Source organism: Geotalea uraniireducens, assembly GCF_027943965.1.
GTDB lineage: Bacteria > Desulfobacterota > Desulfuromonadia > Geobacterales > Geobacteraceae > Geobacter > Geobacter uraniireducens.
Window position 1 is genome coordinate 2,607,632 of sequence record NZ_AP027151.1, and the last position, 18,737, is coordinate 2,626,368.

At 57.0% G+C, this 18,737-nt stretch carries 20 protein-coding genes; 2 read left to right on the forward strand and 18 right to left on the reverse strand.

Annotated features, from left to right (window positions below; all coding sequences use genetic code 11):
• Positions 1-31 precede the first annotated feature (31 nt).
• The 4 genes from QMN23_RS12215 to QMN23_RS12230 form a co-directional block, all read right to left on the reverse strand.
• Positions 32-775: a TIGR04219 family outer membrane beta-barrel protein gene (locus QMN23_RS12215; RefSeq protein WP_281999600.1), complete on the reverse strand. Its 744-nt coding sequence runs from the start codon at positions 773-775 to the stop codon at positions 32-34.
• 191 nt (positions 776-966) lie between these two features.
• Entirely contained in the window at positions 967-2,394 is a 1,428-nt protein-coding gene (ahcY, locus tag QMN23_RS12220; RefSeq protein WP_281999602.1) for an adenosylhomocysteinase, read from the reverse strand.
• Positions 2,395-2,531: 137 nt separating this feature from the next.
• A complete protein-coding gene (locus QMN23_RS12225; protein ID WP_281999603.1) occupies positions 2,532-2,993 on the reverse strand; it encodes a cache domain-containing protein in 462 nt (153 codons plus the stop codon).
• A gap of 119 nt (positions 2,994-3,112) precedes the next feature.
• The gene (locus tag QMN23_RS12230; protein ID WP_281999604.1) at positions 3,113-4,198 is read right to left on the reverse strand and encodes an NAD(P)H-dependent flavin oxidoreductase; all 1,086 of its coding nucleotides are present in this window, start codon (positions 4,196-4,198) and stop codon (positions 3,113-3,115) included.
• 126 nt (positions 4,199-4,324) lie between these two features.
• On the opposite strand from QMN23_RS12230, the gene QMN23_RS12235 reads away from it, so the two are divergent.
• Both QMN23_RS12235 and QMN23_RS12240 read left to right on the forward strand, forming a co-directional pair.
• Positions 4,325-5,263, forward strand: a complete 939-nt coding sequence (locus tag QMN23_RS12235) for a sensor histidine kinase (RefSeq protein ID WP_281999606.1) — start codon at positions 4,325-4,327, stop codon at positions 5,261-5,263.
• A 10-nt stretch (positions 5,264-5,273) separates the two neighbouring features.
• Positions 5,274-5,996 (forward strand): response regulator transcription factor, encoded by a 723-nt coding sequence (locus QMN23_RS12240; protein ID WP_281999607.1) that lies wholly within the window; start codon positions 5,274-5,276, stop codon positions 5,994-5,996.
• Positions 5,997-6,090: 94 nt separating this feature from the next.
• On the opposite strand, the gene metK is transcribed toward QMN23_RS12240, so the two are convergent.
• From metK to QMN23_RS12310, 14 genes are all read right to left on the reverse strand, one after another.
• The gene (gene metK, locus QMN23_RS12245) at positions 6,091-7,260 is read right to left on the reverse strand and encodes a methionine adenosyltransferase (RefSeq protein WP_281999608.1); all 1,170 of its coding nucleotides are present in this window, start codon (positions 7,258-7,260) and stop codon (positions 6,091-6,093) included.
• 114 nt (positions 7,261-7,374) lie between these two features.
• Positions 7,375-9,141, reverse strand: a complete 1,767-nt coding sequence (gene ptsP / locus QMN23_RS12250) for a phosphoenolpyruvate--protein phosphotransferase (protein ID WP_281999609.1) — start codon at positions 9,139-9,141, stop codon at positions 7,375-7,377.
• The gene (locus QMN23_RS12255; RefSeq protein WP_281999611.1) at positions 9,122-9,388 is read right to left on the reverse strand and encodes an HPr family phosphocarrier protein; all 267 of its coding nucleotides are present in this window, start codon (positions 9,386-9,388) and stop codon (positions 9,122-9,124) included. Before QMN23_RS12255 ends, ptsP begins: the two co-directional genes overlap by 20 nt.
• A 17-nt stretch (positions 9,389-9,405) precedes the next feature.
• Entirely contained in the window at positions 9,406-9,798 is a 393-nt protein-coding gene (locus tag QMN23_RS12260) for a PTS sugar transporter subunit IIA (protein ID WP_281999612.1), read from the reverse strand.
• A 5-nt stretch (positions 9,799-9,803) separates the two neighbouring features.
• Entirely contained in the window at positions 9,804-10,661 is an 858-nt protein-coding gene (gene rapZ, locus QMN23_RS12265; protein WP_281999613.1) for an RNase adapter RapZ, read from the reverse strand.
• A 3-nt stretch (positions 10,662-10,664) separates the two neighbouring features.
• Complete coding sequence (gene hprK, locus QMN23_RS12270) at positions 10,665-11,624, reverse strand: HPr(Ser) kinase/phosphatase (protein ID WP_281999614.1); 960 nt, start codon at positions 11,622-11,624, stop codon at positions 10,665-10,667.
• A 69-nt stretch (positions 11,625-11,693) separates the two neighbouring features.
• Positions 11,694-12,239, reverse strand: coding sequence for a ribosome hibernation-promoting factor, HPF/YfiA family (gene hpf / locus QMN23_RS12275; protein ID WP_281999615.1), 546 nt, complete (start codon positions 12,237-12,239; stop codon positions 11,694-11,696).
• A gap of 110 nt (positions 12,240-12,349) precedes the next feature.
• The gene (gene rpoN / locus QMN23_RS12280) at positions 12,350-13,798 is read right to left on the reverse strand and encodes an RNA polymerase factor sigma-54 (protein ID WP_281999617.1); all 1,449 of its coding nucleotides are present in this window, start codon (positions 13,796-13,798) and stop codon (positions 12,350-12,352) included.
• Between the two features lie 87 nt (positions 13,799-13,885).
• Positions 13,886-14,629, reverse strand: a complete 744-nt coding sequence (gene lptB, locus QMN23_RS12285; protein ID WP_281999618.1) for an LPS export ABC transporter ATP-binding protein — start codon at positions 14,627-14,629, stop codon at positions 13,886-13,888.
• Complete coding sequence (gene lptA / locus QMN23_RS12290; protein WP_348835180.1) at positions 14,610-15,092, reverse strand: lipopolysaccharide transport periplasmic protein LptA; 483 nt, start codon at positions 15,090-15,092, stop codon at positions 14,610-14,612. The genes lptB and lptA overlap by 20 nt, the downstream gene beginning before the upstream one ends.
• A gap of 25 nt (positions 15,093-15,117) precedes the next feature.
• Positions 15,118-15,693 (reverse strand): LPS export ABC transporter periplasmic protein LptC, encoded by a 576-nt coding sequence (lptC, locus tag QMN23_RS12295; RefSeq protein ID WP_281999620.1) that lies wholly within the window; start codon positions 15,691-15,693, stop codon positions 15,118-15,120.
• 88 nt (positions 15,694-15,781) lie between these two features.
• A complete protein-coding gene (locus QMN23_RS12300) occupies positions 15,782-16,909 on the reverse strand; it encodes an HD-GYP domain-containing protein (RefSeq protein ID WP_281999621.1) in 1,128 nt (375 codons plus the stop codon).
• A 341-nt stretch (positions 16,910-17,250) separates the two neighbouring features.
• Positions 17,251-17,766: a KdsC family phosphatase gene (locus QMN23_RS12305; protein ID WP_282003891.1), complete on the reverse strand. Its 516-nt coding sequence runs from the start codon at positions 17,764-17,766 to the stop codon at positions 17,251-17,253.
• The gene (locus QMN23_RS12310) at positions 17,766-18,731 is read right to left on the reverse strand and encodes a KpsF/GutQ family sugar-phosphate isomerase (RefSeq protein WP_281999622.1); all 966 of its coding nucleotides are present in this window, start codon (positions 18,729-18,731) and stop codon (positions 17,766-17,768) included. Before QMN23_RS12310 ends, QMN23_RS12305 begins: the two co-directional genes overlap by 1 nt.
• Positions 18,732-18,737 lie beyond the last annotated feature (6 nt).

Here is an 18,737-nt window from a genome sequence, read left to right on the forward strand (position 1 = left end):
GGGCGGCCTTTCCCACGTGAAGGAGATAGCTTCAGAACTGGCAGCCGACCTCGCCGAACGGTCCGCCGAAATTCGTATCGGCTTGGACGTCGCTCTGGTCGATTTTCAGCTTTTCGTACCGGTAGCCGGCAGCTGCAAAAAGATGGTTGAAAAAGATCACTTTGCCGCGGGCAATCAGGTCGAAATAACGGTTTTTGCCATAGGCAACGCCCCGGGCCTCCCCCTCGGCAGCCAGCCATGAGAGAGGCTTGACCTGGACAGCGGCATAGGCCATCGGCACCGGCACGATCAACGATTTCGATTCGGCGGTCGTCCCCTGGACGATCTCCGCTTTCAGATTGACAAGCCGCGCATTGACGCCGAGGTCGACATTCAATATGCCGGCCGTAGCGCTCTTCAGGAACGGCACCCCCCAGTACAGTCCCAGGTCGTAATGATCGAGGCGCAGCTTCGAGGTAAAAGGAACGTTGCCGGAAAAAGTGGTGCCGCCGAAATCGAAGGTCCCGCTCTTTTCTCCCTGCTCCTTAAACTCCATCGGCGTCGCCATCAGATAAAGATTGGGGAGAAAGAACGGCGTCTCCACCTTGATCCGCCCCATCAGGCGAGTTTCACTGCCATACTTCAATTCGTTCTTAAGGTCGAGACTGGTCCCCTGATAGGCAATATCTCCCCGCGGCGACTGGTTCCAGACCCCGACGGCCGCCTCGATCCCCATCGCCCGGGCAGAAGCTGCCGTCGCCAGAAGCAGCACCATGCTCCCGATCAATGTTCTCATTCCCATCCGTTCCTCCCTCAAGATTCAGAATCGTGCCGCACGGGATCGGCCCGCGCAGGCAATCCCTTTTCCTATCGACCGGCGGCGGCAAAGCTTGAGAACTTTCCGCTCGCTGCCGCTCCGGCACAAAAAAGCCGCCGCGACTTACACCGCGGCGGCTTTTTTGTGCTGCTCAATTGTCACGAAAACGGTTAGTAGCGATAATGCTCCGGCTTGTACGGGCCTTCTTTGGGCACGCCGATATACGCCGCCTGCTGATCAGTCAGTTCGGTGAGCATTGCCCCCAGTTTGGAAAGCTGGAGCCGGGCCACCTTTTCATCCAGGTGTTTGGGGAGGATGTAGACCCCGACCGGATACTCCCCGGGATTGCAGAAGAGTTCGATCTGGGCGAGCACCTGGTTGGCGAAGGAGGAGGACATCACGTAGGAGGGGTGCCCCGTTGCGCATCCCAGGTTGACCAACCGTCCCTCGGCCAGCAGAATGATCCGTTTGCCGTCGGGGAAGATAATATGATCGACCTGCGGTTTGATGTTCTCCCACTGGTACTGGCGCAGGGAGGCAACCTCGATCTCGTTGTCGAAATGGCCGATGTTGCAGACGATCGAGTTGTTTTTCATCCGCTTCATGTGCTCATGGGTAATGACGTTGATATTGCCGGTGGTGGTGACAAAAATATCCGCCTTGTCGCTGGCGTACTCCATGGTCACGACCTTGTACCCTTCCATGGCTGCCTGCAGGGCGCAGATCGGATCAATCTCGGTGACCCAGACCTGGGCCTGCAGCCCGCGCAGCGCCTGGGCGCTCCCCTTGCCGACCTCGCCGTAACCGCAGACCACCGCCACCTTGCCGGCCACCATCACGTCGGTGGCCCGCTTGATACCGTCGACCAGCGATTCGCGGCAACCGTAAACGTTGTCGAACTTGGACTTGGTGACCGAATCGTTGACGTTGATCGCCGGGAATTTCAGCCGCCCTTCCTTGTGCATCTGATAGAGACGGTGAACACCGGTGGTAGTCTCCTCGGTGACGCCGCGGATGTTTTCCGCCAGCTTAGTGTACCAACCGGGCTTAGTCGCCAACCGCTTCCTGATGGCAGCGAAGAGATACTCTTCCTCTTCGCAGGTCGGATTGGCCACGACGGTTGAATCCTTTTCCGCCGCGCTCCCGAGGTGCACCAGCAGCGTCGCATCGCCGCCATCGTCGAGGATCATGTTCGGCGTACCGCCGTCATTCCATTCGAAAATCCGGTGGGTGAACTCCCAGTACTCTTCCAGCGACTCACCCTTGTAGGCAAAGACCGGAATGCCGCTGGCCGCGATCGCGGCAGCCGCATGGTCCTGGGTGGAGAAAATGTTGCACGATGCCCAGCGGACCTCGGCACCGAGAGCGGCCAAGGTTTCGATCAATACCGCCGTCTGGATGGTCATATGGAGCGACCCGGCGATACGGGCCCCCTTGAGCGGCCGCGCAGCCGCGTACTCTTCGCGAATCGCCATCAGCCCCGGCATTTCTGTCTCGGCGATGGTCATCTCTTTCCGTCCCCAGCCGGCCAGCGCAATGTCGCTTACCACGTAATCCCCGGCCGCCGTTGCGGCACCCGGATTTACCGTTGAAACCATTGTTTATCCTCCGTTGCTCTGCAGATTGACTGTTTTATATATCATGTCCGTCAGTGACGGTCAAAAGAGAATCGGCCCCGACACAAAAAAGCCCTCCGGCAGCATGCCGGAGGGCGGTTACAGCGGAGATTGACTGATTAATAATACACACCACAGCCGATGAAGACCGAGTCGTCAACCTTTTTGATAAACGAGGACTTGCGCTGCATGACGTGCGTTTTCGGATTTGGCCACTTGTAATTGTACCAGCCGCCGCCTTTCTGGGCGGTTTCGATCAGGCCGATGGTCACGAGCCGGACATTCTCATTCTTGGACTGAAGCTGATTCTTGCCGATCAGCGACGGGTCGGCGCCATGGGCAAGAAAGACCCCGTTAAAGCCAACGGCAAAGATATAGAGATCGCCCTTGACGAACGGCCCTTTCGGATTGCTGAACTCGACGAAGGCCTTCTCTTTGCCATGGGCCTTGACGTAGGCAATTGCCTTTTCCACCAGTGCCTTTGCTTCGGCTTTCGTCCCCTTTCCGTCCGACGCGGCCATCGCCGCCGACGTCATCATCAACAAGAGCCCTGCAACCACGATCGACACGAATCTTTTCATAGCCCCCCCTTACCCGAACGCGAAATAAATGACAGACTTTCGTCCCAAGCAAATGCCGGTTACGGAAGAGAATAACATCATCGCGGTAAAATACCAGCAACGTGCAGCATTATCGGTCGTTATGCCGCCTCCTCGCCAACCTGTTGTTCGGCAAAAAGCTCGTCGAAGACCTCCCGAACCGTGGTGATCCGTTCAGCCCTCCAGGCATTGGAGCCACAAAATACCAGTCCCGATTCGACATCGCCCCGTTGCGCTCGATCAAGGGCACTGACAATACAAAACCGTTCCCCGGTTTCTTTGTACGAGCACTTCTTCAGACAGCCATTGTTGCACATTGTCCCCTGCAACTGGTCGTGGAGAACAATCTGCTCCTGATTGCTGATGATCGCCCGGCCCGGCAGTCCGGCCGGACTCATGATCAGGCCGATATCCTCCTTACGACAGCGAAGATAGGCTTCCTTATAGGTGTCATCCGCATCACACTCAACCGTCGGGACAAAGCGGCTGGCCATCTGAACTCCGTCAGCCCCCTCCGCCAGCGCATGGTGAAGATCTTCCCGGCTCCAGATGCCACCGGCGGCAATCACCGGCATCTGCCGGCCGTATTCGGCCAGGAAAAATTCCTTGACGGCACGTACCGTCCCATACTGGTCGTAGCTGCCGGTGCCAATGTTCTCCAGCTTCTCTCCCAGATGGCCGCCGGCAGTATCGGGATCTTCCACGACCACGGCATCGGGGAGCCGGGCGAAACCTTTTTCCCATTTTTTGGCGATCAGTTGGGCGGCCCGGATCGACGAGACGATCGGCACCAGGGCAACATCGGGAGCGTGAGCGGTCAGTTCGGGGAGCGAGAGCGGCAAGCCGGCACCACAGACGATGACTTTGGCGCCACCCTCGATAGCCGCCCGGACCAGCTCTTCGTAATCGGTAAGGGCCACCATGATATTGACGCCAATAACCCCCGCGGGAGCCAGGGTATAGGCTTTGCGTAACTCCTCCCGCAGAGCGGCCGGATTGGACTGGAGGAAGTTGTCGCCGGTAAAGAGCCCGCTGTTCAGGGAAATCCCCGCCGCGGCCACCAGCCCGACGCCACCGCAGGCAGCCACACTGCCAGCCAGCCGCCACCCCGAGATGCGTACCCCCATCCCGCCCTGAATGAGCGGATACTGTACTTCATGTTTACCGATCTTCAACGGTCCGATCATTTCGATCCCCTTGCCAGAGTGGATATCGTCCCAGTAAAGATAGCAGAAAGGCGAACATGGCCGGTGTAATAGTTATGTAAAAGGAAACCGCTTGCAAACTCGCCGGGGGGGTGTTACATCAAAGCCATGAGATGGCTCAAGAGACTGTTCACTCCGCTCTACGCCCTGATCGGCATCCAGGTTGTCTGGGGGCTTTTGGTCTTTTTCTGGATCTACTGGTTTGTCGGCCGGCACAAGGAGTTTCGCGCCCTGGCGGAGCGTTACCGCCCGGAACTGCTCGGCCGCGGCTTCGACTGGGTGGTCCTGGTCGAAGGGCTGATCCTGCTGGTGATCATTCTGGCCGGCGTTTACGTGATCTTCCTTTTCTGGCGCCGCCAGTCGACCCTCTACCGGGAGCAGAAAGAGTTCATCTCCCAGGTCACCCACGAACTGAAATCACCCCTCGCCTCCATCAAGCTCCATCTGGAAACCATCAGGCTGCGCAAGCCGCCGCCCGAAAAACTGGAGCGCTTTCTCGACACCATGCTGGAAGACATCGAGCGGCTCGATAACCTGATCAGCAATTTTCTGATGGCGGCCAAGATCGAGCAGCGCCGGCGTGCTCCCCAGTATCCGGTGATCGATTTTTCAGCTTTCCTCACCCGCTATCTGGAGCAGCAGCGGAGTAAACTTCCCGAGGGAGGGAGCATCGGTCTCGACATCCAGGAAGGATTGCGGGCGGCGATCGACACGGACGGGATGGAAACCGCTCTGCGCAACCTGTTCGAGAACGCCATCCTCTATAGCCCCACCTCCCCGGAAATCCAGGTCGTGCTGCGGCGCAAAGGGCGGTATGGACTGTTGACCTTCAGCGATAACGGCAAGGGGATCGAAGCGGATGAGCTGAAGAAAATCTTCAAAATGTTCTACCGGGTGCGGCGCCAGGGGGAAAATATCCGCGGCACCGGCCTCGGGCTGTACATCGTGAAGACGGTCATCAGGGAACACGGGGGGACCATCACCGCAACCAGTGGCGGAATCGGCAAGGGGACCAGCTTTCACCTGGCCATCCCGCTGGTCGATTGAGAGGACGGCCATGGCGGAAGAGCAACCGCATATCCTGCTCGTCGAAGACGAAATGCATCTCGCCCGGGGGATTTGCTTCAACCTGGAGCAGGAGGGGTATCGGGTCAGCCACGTCGAGAGCGGCGAGGAAGCGCTCGAACGGCTGGCTATCGACCGCTTTGCCCTGCTGATCATTGACGTCATGCTGCCGGGTATCGACGGCTTCACGGTCTGTGAAAGGGTCCGCACCATGGATGCCAGGGTGCCGATCCTCATTCTCACTGCCCGGGCCGATGAAGGCGACCGGGTCATCGGGCTACAGAGCGGTGCCGACGATTACCTGACCAAGCCCTTCAGTCTCAGCGAATTCCTGCTCCGGGTCGGTGGCATGCTCCGCCGCTCTTCCTGGTATCGTCCCGAACCCATCGAAGAGGGATACCGTTTTGGCGACAACGAGATATTCCTGCTTTCGTACCACGCCCGGACCGCCCAGGGCGAGATCGACCTGACCGAACTCGAAGTCAAGATGCTCGCCCTCTTCTTCCAGCGCGAGGGGCAGGCAATCACGCGGAAAGATATCCTCGAAAACGTCTGGGGATATACCTCCGACACCGAAACGAGGACCCTCGACAATTTTATTGTGCGCCTCCGCAAGTATTTCGAGCCCAATCCGGCGCAACCGGTCTATTTTCAGACGGTCCGCGGCGTCGGCTACCGCTTCACCCGCGGGGGAGCTGACAAAGTACCGTCCTAAACCGCCACCCCTCCTGAAAGTAAAACGGGCCAGGGAACACCTCCCCCGGCCCGTCGCACGGCATGTACCGTCAATTATCCTGATCGCCAGCGGCCTACAGCCCCGCCTTCTGACGAATAATCTCCGCCTTGTCGGTCCGCTCCCAGGTAAATTCCGGCAGCTCCCGGCCAAAATGGCCGTAAGCGGCAGTCTTGCGATAGATCGGCCGGAGCAGGTCGAGCTGCTCGATAATCGCCCGGGGACGAAGATCGAAGACCTCACGGACGATCTCGGCAATCCGCTTGGACGGGATTTTGCCGGTACCCGACGTATCGACCATCACCGACACCGGTTCGGCAACCCCGATGGCATAGGCGACCTGGACTTCGCACTTGCTGCAGAGGCCGGCGGCCACCAGGTTCTTTGCCACGTAACGGCCCATATAGGCAGCCGATCGGTCGACCTTGGACGGGTCCTTGCCGGAGAAAGCCCCACCACCATGGGCGCCGTGCCCACCGTAGCTGTCGACGATAATTTTTCGGCCGGTAAGGCCGCAGTCGCCCATCGGGCCGCCGATGACGAAGCGGCCGGTCGGGTTGATCAGGAAGCGGGTTTTGTCATCCATCAGCTGCGCCGGAATGATCTTTTTGACCACCTCCTCGATAATCCCCTCCTTGATGGTTTCATGGGAGACTTCGGGGGTGTGCTGCGAGGAGATGACCACCGTATCGACCCGTACCGGCTTGTCATCCACATACTGGATCGAAACCTGCGACTTGGAGTCGGGACGGAGGAAGTTGAGTACGCCGTTTTTCCGCACTTCAGCCAGCCGCTGGGTAAGCTGATGGGCATACATGATGGTCATCGGCATCAACGCAGGGGTTTCATCGCAGGCATAACCAAACATCAATCCCTGATCGCCGGCGCCCTGCTCCTTGAACATCCCCTCTCCTTCGGTGACCCCTTGGGAGATATCCGGGGACTGCTTGTCAATCGAAACGAGGACGGCGCAGGTCTCCCAGTCAAACCCCATAGCGGAGTCGTTATAACCGATATCCTTGATGGTTTCGCGAACCACCTTCGGGTAGTCGACAACGGCGCTGGTGGTGATTTCACCGGCAATCACCGCCATCCCGGTCGTCACGAGGGTTTCACAGGCGACCCGGGCACGGGGGTCCTGGGAGATAATCGCATCGAGAATCGCATCCGATACCTGGTCGGCAACCTTGTCCGGATGCCCTTCGGAAACGGATTCCGACGTGAAAATGTAATCTTTCATTTCCATCGTACGTTATTCCTCCTCACGCATTTTTACGCTTTTTCTGGCTCAAAGAAGAGGAATTGTACGGGCGGCCAGCCCGTTTTGTCAAGGGAGAAAGGGACGGAAGGGGCGAAAAAATCAGTCGAAACTCTCCGAAAAACGGGCGGCAATTTCCGCCTTGAGGAACTGCTCGACTTCAGCCACCGTGGAAAACGTCAGGAGAGTGGCGATGAGACGCTCGGCGTCAGTCTTGGCGGCGCGGCGCAGGATCTTCTTGACCCGGGGAATGGACGCAGCGTTCATGGACAGTTCGTCGAAACCGAGCCCGAGGAGCACCGGCAAGTACGCCGGCTCGCCGGCCATCTCCCCGCACATGCAGGCGCGGATCCCGGCGTTATGTGCCGCGTCGACAACCGACCGCAGCGACCGGAGCACCGCGGGATGAAGGGGCTGGAACAGGTGGGCCAGATGCTCGTTGGTGCGGTCGATGGCCAGAGTGTACTGGATGAGGTCATTGGTCCCGATACTGAAGAAATCAACCTCCTTGGCTAGCAGGTCGGCAATGACCACCGCCGACGGGATCTCGATCATGATGCCGATCTCGATAGCCTCGTCGAAAGGGATTTCTGCGCGGCGCAGTTCGTCCTTGGCCTCTGCCAGCAACACCTTGACCAGGCGAATCTCTTCGATCCCGGAAATCATCGGGAAAAAGATGCGGACTGTGCCAAGGGCACTGGCCCGCAGGATCGCCCGCAACTGGGTCTTGAAAAGCTCCGGCCGGCGCAGCGACAGGCGGATGGCCCGCAATCCGAGGGCCGGGTTCATCTCATCTTCGAGATGCAGATCGGCGGCAATTTTGTCACCGCCGATATCGAGCGTCCGAATGGTCACCGGAAGGGGAGCCAGCGAAGCAACCATGGCGGCATAGGCACGAAACTGCTCATCCTCGTCGGCTCCGCCGGCGCGATTCAGAAACAGCATTTCCGTGCGGTAAAGGCCGACGCCTTGCCCGCCATGTTCCTTGAGCGAGGGGACTTCTTCGGGAAACTCCAGGTTGCCCAGCAGGGCGATCCGATAACCGTCGGTCGTCTCGGCAGGAAGATCTTTCAGTTTTCTGAGTTCCTGCTCGATATATTCGTAATGTTGCTTGCGGCGTAGATAGTCACGGAACGTCTCCTGGTCGGGATTGATCACTACCGTGCCATCGGTACCGTCGATGAGGACCGGCAATCCATCGAGGTCCTCGCCGGTCAGGTCTTCCAAGCCAACGACAGCCGGGATTTCCAGGGCCCTGGCCAGGATGGCGCTATGACTAGTCCGGCCGCCGAGATCGGTAATGAAGCCGACGACCTTGCTCTTGTCAATCTGCAGGACATCAGTAGGGGACAGATCGTGGGCGACAATAACCACCTTCTTTTCGTCGATGGCACTGATCGGTTCGTGGCGTTTGCCGACCATATTCCGCAGGATCCGCTCAATGACCGTCTCTACGTCGACGACCCGCTCACGCAGATACTCATCTTCTATGCTGGCAAAAAAATCTTTGAATTTAAGCAGGTTTCTTTTGAGTGCAGCTTCGGCGTTAATCCGTTCCACCCCGATCAGGTCAACAGTCCCCTGGACAAGCATGGAATCTTCGAGAATCAACAGGTGGGTATCAATGACGTAGAGATGTTCATGGCCCTTGGTAGCGGCAATCTGCTCCTTAAGCGCTTCGAGATCGTGCCGGGCCTTGGCAAGTGCCGCTCTGAACCGCTCGATTTCCACCGGCACCTGCTCAGGGGAGATGGCACTCTCCACTACCGCAACACGACTCCGATCAGTCAGCCGGACCGTGCCGATGGCAATGCCGGGTGAAGCCCCTATCCCCGAGAGAGATATCTTGTCATTCCTCGCCAAAGCCATTGGTTATGATTTCTTCCAGGGCGGCCATCGCCTCAGTTTCGTCCTCACCGTCGACCTTGACCGTGATGACAGTCCCCATCGCCGCTGCCAGCATCATGATCCCCATGATGCTTTTACCGTTAACTTCAACGCCTTCGCGGGCGATCTTGATCTCGGAACCGAATCTGCTGGTGGTTTTCACCAGTAATGCCGAAGCTCGTGCATGGAGCCCCAGCTTGTTGACGATGGTAAATTCCCGAACGAGCATTATGCCACTTCCCCTTGTTACCTGAGATAATCTCCAGCTACTGCAATTGCTTCACGGCCGCACTCTTTGAGCGATTTGGCGAGTTCTGTCACGTTCCCCTCTCCTCTCTCGGCCGCAAACTTGATTACCATCGGCAGGTTAACGCCGGTCAACACCTCGATACGGTCGCTTTCGAGCAGCGAAAGGCTCATATTGGACGGGGTACCGCCAAACATGTCGGTCATAATGACCGCCCCCCCCTCGGCCACCCGGCTGACGGCCGCCGCAATCTCCTCCATGATCGAATCGGCCTGATCGCTGGAACTGATTCCGACAGCCTCGGCATGATCGATCGGGCCGACAATCATCTCGGCAGCCCGCAGCAGTTCGCCGGCAATATTCGCATGGGTCACAAGCACTAAACCAACCATAATCTTTATCCTTTTTCCATATCACGGTGGGTGATTTTAACCGTTACACCTTGTGCGGCAAACGATTCGCGCAGCTCCTCGACCAGGGCGACCGACCGGTGACGACCACCGGTGCAGCCGATGGCGATCGTCAGATACGATTTTCCCTCCCGCTCGTAAGCCGGGACTAGGAATGCCAACAGCTCCTTGAATTTCTCCAGGAACTTGCTGGTAGCCTCCTGCCGCAGCACAAAATTCCGTACCCGGGCATCGATCCCCGGTAAAGAACGCAGATCCGGCACGAAGTAGGGATTCGGCAGAAAGCGAACATCCATCACCAGATCCGACTCAAGAGGTATCCCGAAACGATAACCGAACGATTGGAGATGAATCGTCATTCGCCGCGGGCCACTGCCGTCCATCACCCGCATCTGCACCAATTCCTTGAGTTGATGGACATTCAACTCCGACGTATCGATCACCTGGGTGGCCAGGCGCCGCAAGCCGGCAAGCTGTTCGCGCTCGAACCGGATTCCTTCCGGCACCGACCCGCTTTCCAAGGCGGGATGGCGGCGGCGAGTCTCTGAAAAACGCCGAATCAGAACCTCATCGGTTGCATCGAAGTAGATGATTTCGATGGAGTGGCCGGATTCGCCGATCTCCTGGAAGACTTTTTCGTACCCTTTGCTAAAATCCCGGCCGCGGATATCCATCACCAGCGCAACGCCCGGCACGCCTTCACCGGTCTTCTGCACCAGATCGATAATTGTCGGGAACAGCAATACAGGCAGGTTGTCGACGCAGAAGTAGCCCTCATCTTCCAGAACCCGCACCGCCGTTGATTTACCGGAGCCGGAAAGACCGGTGATGATCAGAACGCGCATCGGCTATTCAACCTCGTCCCCGAGCGGGCGCACATCCATTCGTGCCAGCAGCTTTTCGTGGAATTCCCGGGCAGAATGATACCCCATGCCTTTCAGCAGATGATTTCGCGCCGCCACTTCGATAATCGAGGTGAGGTTGCGTCCGGGGCGAACCGGGATTTTCAGGTAGGGAAGTTCAAGGTCGAGGATCGTGTACACTTCGTCATCAAGGCCAAGACGATCATACTCCTGCTCGGCATCCCACTCCACCAGCTCGATCACCATCTCGATAATCTTCTTTTCGCGAATCGAGGAAACCCCGAAGAGGTTCTTGATATTGATGATGCCAAGCCCGCGAACTTCGATATGGTACTGGATCGCCTCGGCAGCCTGCCCCACTAGGGCGGCCGGCATCTTCTTCTTCACATAGACGACATCATCGGCAACGAGACGATGTCCACGGATGACCAGGTCGAGAGCGCACTCGCTCTTGCCGATTCCGCTTTTCCCCACGAGCAGCACCCCAACCCCCAGAACGTCAACCAGAACGCCATGGATATGCGTTGTCGGCAACAGCCGTTCCTCGAGGAACTTGGTGATCAGGGAGATAAATGTCGACGACTGGTGGGGTGAAACGAGTAACGGTATGCCTGCCTTTTCCGCCTCACGCTTGAGGATGTCGGGAGGCTCCAGCCCCTTGGTGACAATAAAACAGGAAATGGGAAACTGGCAGAGCTTGACAACGTTCTGCTCCGTCTGAGATGCAGGAATCGCCCGAAGATAGGATATCTCGGTATTCCCGAGCACCTGCACCCGGTCTGGGTGGAGATGTTCGGTATAGCCGGTCAAGGCGAGGCCGGGCTTCTGAATCCGGGAGCTGAAAACACGATGCCCGATTCCGGCGGCTCCGGCAAGCAGCGTAAGTTCGAGGCCATACTCCGTATCCTTGAGGAGATCTTCAATTGACAGGCTGATGGTGTTCAAGACGGACATCCTCACCACGGGTATGGAGATTGCGGGGCCGCGCCGCCCGGCGGCGGCGCGGCGGCGGATTTATTTGCGGGTCGGCTCGATCAGCCCGTAATTGCCATCCTTACGACGATAAACAACGTTGATCGCTTCGGTGGATGAATCGGTGAACACGAGGAAATCCTTATGCAAGAGATCCATCTGCATAACGGCCTCTTCCACCGACATCGGCTTGATCGAGATGGTTTTGCTCGGGATAATGACCGGAGCAATCTGTTGCTCGATGCTTTCGGCGGTAACGATGCTCTTCTGAACCTCGATGGAACGGGTATCCGTCGACGGTTTGTGATCTTTGAGCCGCTCCTTGTAACGGCGGAGCTGGCGCTCAATCTTGTCAATCACCGCATCGAGCGCCGCATACATATCATTGGTTTCTTCGGCGGCCTTGATGGTAATTCCCTTGGCGGTAAGGGTAACTTCTGCCATATGACGAATTTTCTCGACGGTCAGAAAAACCTGAGCGGCAATCGGCTCATCAATATATTTCTTTACCCTCTCCAGTTTCTCGGCGGCATAGCTCTTCAGCGCGTCACTCTGTTCCATATGCCTGAATGTTGTTGCGATCTGCATAACTTCCTCCTTACGGTAAATATGTACCGGGGGCAGTACTCTTCTTCTTCAAGTTAAATCACGAAAAAGCGATCCTTCAACCCGACACATCACAATTAACTGTCCGGCGATTAAAAATGTCGTTTACGCTCGGATGACGAGCCGATCCGCAGCATCTCGCGGTACTTGGTCACCGTCCGCCGGGCGATATTGATGTTGTGCGCTGAGAGCAGTTCGGCAATCCGCTGGTCGCTGTAAGGCTTGCGGGGGTCTTCGGCCTCGACGATCTCCTTGATCTTGTTCTTGACGCTTTCGGAGGCGATAAAATCGCCTTCGGTTGTCGAGATCCCGCTGTTAAAGAAATACTTCATTTCGAACAGCCCTTGGGGGGTCTGCATGTACTTGTTCGTTGTCACGCGGCTGATCGTCGACTCATGCATGCCGATATCCTCGGCAACGTCACGGAGGACAAGCGGCCGGAGATACTCGATGCCGCGATCAAGAAATTCGCGCTGGAATTTGACGATGCTCTTGGCAACCTTGTAGATCGTCCGCTGCCGCTGATGGATGCTCTTGATGAGCCACATCGCGGAGCGCACCTTATCATTGATATACTCTTCCGCCTTCGCATCTATCTGCCCGCCACTCTTCAGGTCGCTCGCATAGAACGGGCTCAGCCGGAGGTTGGGAAGTCCTTCATCATTCAACACGACGACATAATCGTCGGCAATTTTGTAGACGAAAATATCGGGGGAAATATAATGCACTTCTTCGGAGCCGTAAAGACGACCGGGTTTTGGATCGAGCCCGGCAATAACCTTGGCGGCAACGAGCACATCGTTGATCTCGACACCCAGCGCCTTGGCAATCTGGCGATATTTACGGGTTTCCATATCCTGCAGATGGTTGCTGACGATCCCTTCGACGACACTCCCTGTCATCCCGAGCTGCTCGATCTGGATCAACAGGCACTCTTTCAGATCCCGGGCACCCACCCCCATCGGGTCGAATTCCTGGATTTTCTTCAACGCCGCTTCGGCAATCGCCCCGTCAATACCGCAGGCAAGCGCCAGTTCATCGACTGACGCCCGCAGATAACCGTCCTCATCAATGTTGCCGATGATTTCGGTGCCGATCCGGAGTTCTTCCTCCGTAATTCTGGTCAGGTTAAGCTGCCACAGCAGGTGATCGGTCAGCGTACCTTTCCGGGTGAGGATGTTTTCGTACGACGGCCGTTCGTCGTCGTCGTAATACTGTTCGCCCGCGGTGAAATTGTAGCCTTCGAGATAACTGTCCCAATCGGTGTCGCGAAGCGTCTCCTCGCCGGCCTTCACCTCATGAAATTCCTTATCGTCGCTGACCGGCGGCTCTTCCTTTTCGGCGGCTTCAAGTTGATCCTGTTCCTTGGGCTCTTCAACCTCCAGAGTCTCCTCAAGAACAGGATTCTCCTCCATTTCCTGGCGCACGAGATCCTGAAGTTCGAGCCGGGAAAGCTGAAGAAGCTTTATCGCCTGCTGCAACTGGGGAGTCATCACCAGCTGCTGGGTCATTTTCATCTGTTGGCGCATTTCGATGGCCATGGCAGAATTACCCTCAAAAGCTAAAAGTCGTTACAGAATCCCACGTGGTCAGATCGCCGAGGGAGTCGAAAAGGATGCTCCCTCGCACTACAACCGGAACTTCTCCCCAAGATATATCTCACGCGCTGTCTTGCTCTCGGCTATCGTCGCCGGGTCGCCGAATTCGATGACCGTCCCCGAGTTCATAATATAGGCGCTGTCGCAAACGCCCAAAGTTTCCCGAACATTATGGTCCGAGATCAAGATGCCGATCCCCCGCTCTTTGAGTTCGGTTATGATGCCCTGAATGTCGAGCACCGCTATCGGATCGATCCCGGCGAAAGGTTCGTCAAGCAAAATAAACGACGGGTTGGTGGCCAGCGCCCTGGCGATCTCCACTCGCCGTCGCTCCCCACCGGAAAGGGCATATCCTCTGCTTCGGGCAATATGGGTAATCTTGAATTCGCCCAAAAGCTCCGCAACCCGCTCTCGTCGCTCAACGGGGGCCAGATCCATGGTTTCCAGCACGGCCAGGAGGTTTTCCTCAACGGTCAGCTTTCGGAACACCGACGGCTCCTGGGGCAGATAGCTGATGCCGAGCCGGGCTCGCTGGTACATCGGCAGCCCCGTAATCTCTTCGGTGCCGAGGAAAACGTGTCCGGCATCGGGTCGACAAAGGCCCACTACCATGTAGAACGTAGTGGTTTTGCCAGCCCCGTTGGGCCCCAGCAGACCAACGACTTCACCGGCGGCAACCCGGAGATCGACACCGTTTACCACGATGCGCTTGCCGAACCCCTTTTTGAGCCCCTGCGCCCGGAGAACAATATCATCAGCGCTTTTTCCCGTCATCCTTCCCTTTTTCCTTTGGATGGATGACGGCCTCTACCCGTGCATCGGCACCACCGGTCACCACACTTTTCTGCTCGTTGACGTAGTACGTTATGACCTTGCCGGAAACGGCATTCTCTCCCTGAAAGACCTTGGGTTCACCGGTGAGAACAATTTTCTGTTCTTTGTTCAGATAAACCCCCTCGCGCGCGGTTGCCAGGCGGTCGCCCTGAACTACCCGCACATTTCCGGAGGCTTCAACCTTTTCGACCTCGCCACCTTTGGCGAGATAATAAACCGTCAGGCGGTCGGCGTAAATGGTCAGATCTCCCTGCCGCGCCGTCACGTTACCAGAGAAGGTCGCAGTCCTGCTTTTGCTGTCGGTGGCCAGTTCGTTCGACTTGATCGTTATCGGTTGCCCACCACGGTCGCCGGACAACGGCTGGGCGGCAAAGACCTCACCGCCAAGCAGCGACAGCAGCAAAACGACAAAAAACACCCGTCTCATATTACCCTTTTTTACCGGTAGTGACGATTGCCTGGACATCCCTGAGAACTTTGACATTTTTCGTTCGCACGGCTAGCTCCATACCGATCCCCTCGACGGTCAAGCGACCATCGGTATAGCGCACCCGATCCTGTGAAGTGACCAGGGCGCGGGAGGCATCGTAAAATACCCGGGACGTGGTAAATTCCATTCCTGAATCACTGCGTGCAAACACATTCCCGGACAGGGTCACGTTCTTCGTCTCGTTCTGATACTCGGCATGATCGGCAGTCAGGGTGATAGTGCCGTTCCTGCCGGTATCGGGAAGTACAAAGCGGACCGCCATCAACAGAGTCACATTTTTCGCTTTGTCAAATTCGCCTTTGTCGGCAAAAAGCTCCCACTTTTTGACCCCATCCTTCACTTCAGAATAGTGGATATTATTAAGTGAAAGTTCGATGTTCCGTGGGAGCACCGGCAATCGCGTGTCTTGTGGCATAGTCTGGGTGAGTTTCAGCACCAAGGATACCGCAAGATAGAGAATTGCCAGAATTATGATTGTGGCAAGAACATGCCTGATTTTATTGATCTTTGCCATATTTGCCGGGGGCAGTATACCATCTCACCCCACCCCTGTAAAGGGGATTATGCGGCCAACACGACAAATTGGCATGGAGATTGAAAAGTTAATTCGTCGACCTGAGCCAGGAAGGAGTCGATTCGGGGACATCTTTATCGGCAGCATCCAGCAAACCGCTGTAAATGTCATCGAACTGGGTAGCAAGCTCTTTGAAGGCCCTGAGCACCTCGGGATCAAAATGTCCCGGCAGTGTCCTGCCATCGCCGCTGACAATAATCTTGTACGCCGTCTCATGGTCAAAGGAGGGTTTATAGGCTCTCCGGCTCCGCAACGCGTCATACTGATCAGCCAGCATGACGATCCTCCCCTCGACAGGGATATCCGTCCCCCGCAGCCCGTTAGGGTACCCCGAGCCATCCCATCGTTCATGATGGTTGAGAGCTATCGACTCGGCCATCCGGAGCATTGCGTAAGCGGACCCCTGCAGGATTTTCGCCCCGATCACCGTATGCTTGCGAATCGTCGCGAATTCAAGATCATTAAGCGGCCCCGGTTTAAACAGAATCGAGTCGGGAATGCCGATCTTGCCGATATCATGCATGGCGCTGGCGAGCGTGATATTCTCGACGAACCCATCGGGCATTCCCAAGAAGTGGGCGATCCGGTTCGCATACATGCCGATGCGCGAAATATGGGCGCCGGTTTCCTCGTCGCGCAGTTCCGCAGCTGCCGTCAAACGTTTCACCACTTCCGTGCTCATCTCGGTGAGCATGCGGAGGGTATCCGCCAGCTCCTGTGTTCTCTGCTTGACGGTCTCTTCTAGCTCTGCCTTGTAGTTCTTTTCGATCTGAAGAAGCCGCTTGTAGTTGATCCCTTTCTCAATGGCGTGAAACAGGTAAAGCGGATCGTAAGGCTTGATAATAAAATCAAAGGCACCCTTTTTGATTGCCTCGACCGCCACGGAAAATTCCGCATACCCCGTCAAGAGGATTACCGGCACCTCCCGGTCATGGCGATGGACGGCTTCCAGCAACTCAATCCCCGTCATCTGGGGCATGTTGATATCGGTCAGGACGAGATCGCCGCCGCTCTTGGCAAAATAGGCGACCGCATCGCCACCCCGGAGAAAGGCCCGGACCGAGTACCCGAAATTCATCAGGAGCGACGAGAGACTCTCCAGCACATAGGGATCGTCATCCACCACAACAAGATTACCGCTTGTCTTGTTCATCATAAGCACACCTACCTTGTACCTTTTTGGCTGCCTGAGGAGACGAGATGCGGGAGAGACGCTCAAACACGCACAATAATATCAACAAGTTAGACATCGGCACAAGCATTATCTGCGTACTAACCTGAGAGCAACACCGGCAAGCACGCTTTGTAACGGCACAACTACCGGCACTCCACCAGCGCGGAAGCAGGCAATCGTGCCTGCCACGAGCGGCGCCCGGCCACCTGGCGGTGGCTGCACCTAGTATCTTTTCGACCAAGGGGAGGATGGCTTTAGGAAAATGACAGCCGGATCAAGCAACTGCCCCGGGGAGGGAGGCGGAGAGCAAAAGGGGTGTTGGCCTAACGGAAGTAACGGGCGGTAATTTCGTCCCAGCGCCCCTGCTCCTTAAGGAGGAGGTCGCAGACTTCCCGGACTGCTCCCCAGCCACCGCGGTTCTTGGCTACGAAATGAACGTGAGGGAGGACATCGGGAACGGCATCGGCCGGAGCAGCGGCAACTCCCACCCGGCGCAGGAGCGGCAGATCAATGATGTCGTCGCCCATATACGCCACTTGGGAATCGCTGAGTCCCGTCTGGGTAAGAATCGCCTGGTAAGGGGTCAATTTATCGAGGGACTTTTGATAAACGAGGGAAATGCCGAGTTCGGCAGCCCGATTTGTAACGACCTGGGACTCACGACCGGAAATGATGCCGACCTCGATGCCGGCGCGCTGCACCATCTTGATTCCGTGACCGTCCTTAACGTTGAAAAACTTGCTCTCGATGCCATTGGAATCAAAAATGATCCGGCCGTCGGTCATGACACCATCGACATCGAGGAGGAGTAACCTGATATTCCGGAGACGTTCCCGCATCACGCAATACCCGCCTTGAGCAGATCATGAAGATGGATGATGCCGACCGGCTGCTCACCGCCTGCATCGCCAAAGACAAAAAGTGAAGTTATCGAGTGCTGTTCCATCATCTGCAGGGCCTTGGCAGCCAGTTCTCCGGCATTGATCCGCTTGGGATTGGGCGACATCAGTTCCCTGGCGGGAAGGTTAAGGACATTCAGCCCTTTGCCGAGGGCCCGGCGCAGGTCGCCGTCAGTAATGACTCCGGCCAACGCACCGTCCGCAGCCGTTACCCCGGTAACCCCAAGCCCCTTCGCGGTTATCTCGAACAGGGCGTCACTCATCGGCGTTGCCGCATCAACCAGGGGGATGGCCGTGCCGGTGTGCATCAGGTCCTCCACCCGAAGGATGAGCCGCTTGCCGAGTGCACCACCCGGATGGAACAGGGCGAAGTCCTCGGCCCGGAATCCCCGTTCGATGAGCAGCGCCACAGCGAGGGCGTCCCCCATGGCGAGGGTTGCCGTTGTCGACGCCGTGGGGGCGAGGCCCAGAGGGCAGGCTTCGTCCTTGACCGAGATATCGAGGAATACGTCGCCGGCCTTTGCCAGGGTGGAAGATCGGTTGCCGGACATCGCGACGAGCGATGCCCCGAGGCGCTTGATGATCGGCAGAATGCGCACCACCTCTTCGGTCTCGCCGCTGTTGGAGATGGCAATGACCACATCTCCTTTCATGATCATCCCGAGATCGCCATGGATTCCTTCCGCCGGGTGGAGAAAGAAAGCGGGAGTGCCGGTCGATGCCATGGTCGAGGCGATTTTTTGTCCGATCAGTCCCGACTTTCCCATGCCGGTGACCACCACCCGCCCCTTGGTGGAAAGGATCAACCGGACCGCCTTTTCGAAATCGCCATCGATGGCATCGGCCAGGGTCAGGAGCGCTTCTGCTTCGATACGTATAACTTTGCGTGCTTCCTCAAGAATCATGACACA